Origin of the sequence: Pseudanabaena sp. 'Roaring Creek' (assembly GCF_001402795.1) — a bacterium.
GTDB lineage: Bacteria > Cyanobacteriota > Cyanobacteriia > Pseudanabaenales > Pseudanabaenaceae > Pseudanabaena.
Genome location: NZ_LIRE01000405.1, coordinates 1 through 2,796 on the forward strand (window position 1 = coordinate 1; position 2,796 = coordinate 2,796).

Sequence of the window (2,796 nt, forward strand, 5' to 3'; positions counted from 1 at the left end):
CTTTTGGCTTGGTTGGCATTATCCGCTTTCTTCATAGCTTCGACCAGCTCGGCAGTACGTTCTTCTACCCGTTGTTCCAGTTGAATGTTGGCCTGAGCTAAAGTATGAAAAGAGGCTTGGAGTTGGTTGCTCATCTCATTGAAGGTTTGCCCCAGTTTATCCAATTCGCGGATCGCTTCTGGTTGGATCTGTTGGTCGAGATTTCCTTTCGTGATTTCTTCGGAGGCATGACTCAGTCTCGTAATGGGTTGGGAAATCCAACGGGATGTATAGAAGCCCGAGATAACGGCTAGGACTAAGGCTCCTATACATAACATAATCGTGATATTGGTATTGGCATTAATCTGCTCCATAAACTCAGATTCGGGGACAACAATCACAATCAGCCAATCTAAACCATACTTGTCCTTGAAAGGAGTAACTTGAAGAAACTGACGTTCGCCTTGCTGATAAAACTCATCTTTCGTGGGGGTGTTGATTAATGAAAATTTCTGATATTTATTTTGTAAGAATTGAGTAGCTTCTTTAATGATAGGTTGGGAACTCGCAGAAGCGGCTAAACGTTGAGCAGGCTGTTTAGGGTCAGTCGTTATAAAGGGATTTTCATCGGTAGAACTAGCAACCATATTGGCATTACGCTCAACAATGAAAATCTTGCCTGACTTTCCTAAGCTAACAGTATTGACAAATTTATTAATGTCTATAAGAGAAATATCTACCGCAACAACTGCCAATAAACCGCCTTGACTATCAAATACTGGACGACTAGCCGTAATTACTGGTTTATTAGTTGTGGAACTAGGATAAATTTCTGACCATACAGCTATTTGAGCTTGAACGGCTTTTTTGTACCAAGGTCTCGTGCGAGCATCATAAGTATTAGGTCGAACATCGGTTAAATTAGCCCGTTCCCCTCGTTCGTTTATGGTAAATTCCGATCTTTTATATCCCGTACTCTCATTGGCTGTAAAAATTTTTATTTCTTTTTCGCTCTGATTTTTTGCCCCCAAAAAAGCACCTCGGTCGGGAGTTCCTATAGAAAGACTAGTTATTGCCTTAAATAGTCGTACATCCTGAACTAAAAACAGATCGTTTTGCGGATCGTTTTCCTCTAGATTAAGATTAAATCTTCCTTGATGGATAGCGTCAGCAACTATTTGGTTTGCCACCCAAGGTTTATCTACAAAAGAGGTTATATGCTGTTCCACTCTGGCATCAACCTCTTCCCGCAGTCGGTTAGCTAAATCATTGACTGCTTTTTGCCCATTGCGGATCGAAATATAGCTGGTCAAGCTCACAGCGGCGAAGATTTGAATGATAAAGGGGGCAATTAATATTAGCCGTAAAGGAATCGATCGACGATGCTGTGTTCTAGCTGGCTTATGGGTATCGATTGGGCTAGTTTCCTTAGTTACCATGACATAGTTCCTGATTAAACTTATTAATGAGTCAGTTTTTTATAAATAGCTAGGTATGACTAAAATCACAATTAAAATATAGACTAAAAATCTACGACTTACGCACAGCCTATGACACAGATTTTCGGGTTTTATACTTGATTATACCTAGCTACTTAGTAGAGGAAAAATATTGAAATTAGAATTGCTATTTTAATCTATACAATATTAATTAAAAAATAAATCTTTAGGTTGTTCAGTATAATTAAAAACCAAACCCAGAGATTATAATGCCCACTACGCAGGCATTATAATCTTCTCGATTTTAAGTTTACTTATGCTTAGCCACTTAGTTGTTATTGCCATAGGGCAACAAAATTATTAGATTTCGGAATATGTGAATTAATACATGAATTAATACATATAATTTACTGAGATTTTCTCGTAGCAATTTGGATGATAATTTCAGTAATTTCAATCAATCTAGTTAGAAATAGTATATCTTGAGTCATTTTTCTTAGCAAATCATCGTGAACTAACACCAATTCCCAAAATGGTAACGCCATTTTGGGAATTGGTATAACTCCAGTAAAATTTGTAAATCCACAGGATCGGTAGGGATTATTTCTAGAATCGCTCCTTTGACAGCCCTAAACAACCATGACATTACCTCAAGAACCTAAACCAACAGCGGTCAAACATCAACTGCACTCTCGATGGCGAATTCGTTCTCGCCTATTTTTATCCAGTATATTTGCCTTAGTCGCGTCGGTTCTACTTCCATCTTGGTTTAATTTATCTACTCGGATTCTCTGTATTTGGGATACTGGAATGCTCTGTTTTTTGGCTTCAACTTGGTTCCTAATGTTGAAAGTAACGCCAAAAACAATGCGCCGTAACGCTCAAAGTCAAGATGAAGGACGCATTGTGATTTTGAGCTTAATTACCGCTGCTGCCTGTGCTAGTTTTTTAGCGATCGCTTTTACATTACGAGATACAAAAGGCGGGGGGGTAAATGTGGTGCTGCTCCATTTATTGCTTGCAGGGGCGACAATTATTGGTTCATGGCTGCTCGTTCACACTATTTTTGCAATGCACTACGCCCACGAATACTATCAAGACCATAAGACCCAGAGTAATGCCTATGCTGGAGGATTAGCCTTTCCCGAAGATATTGAGCCAGACTATTGGGACTTTTTATACTTTTCTTTTGTGATTGGGATGACTAGTCAAGTTTCCGATGTCGCAATTACATCGCAATCTCTGAGACGATTGGCTTTAGCCCATGGAGTTCTCTCCTTTTTCTTTAATACGGCAATTGTGGCGATGAGCATTAATATGATTGCGGGCTTAATTCAGTAAATATAGCTATATTCAGTAATGTTATTCAGTAATGTTA

The 2,796-nt window shown here is 38.8% G+C and carries 2 protein-coding genes; one reads left to right on the forward strand and one right to left on the reverse strand.

The features are described from left to right. Nucleotides 1-1,418: cache domain-containing protein (locus AC805_RS13590; RefSeq protein ID WP_156341408.1), on the reverse strand; the 1,418-nt coding region annotated here is incomplete at its 3' end. A gap of 639 nt (nt 1,419-2,057) precedes the next feature. Here AC805_RS13590 and AC805_RS13595 point away from each other — a divergent pair. Continuing rightward, nucleotides 2,058-2,759 carry a DUF1345 domain-containing protein gene (locus AC805_RS13595; protein ID WP_055075926.1) on the forward strand — a complete coding sequence of 234 codons (702 nt, stop codon included), beginning with the start codon at nt 2,058-2,060 and terminating at the stop codon, nt 2,757-2,759. Nucleotides 2,760-2,796: the final 37 nt, after the last annotated feature.

What these genes read in the sequence shown, in the direction of transcription:
- AC805_RS13595 (WP_055075926.1), top strand. Translation starts at nt 2,058, where the DNA reads ATGACATTACCTCAAGAACCTAAACCAACAGCGGTCAAACATCAACTG.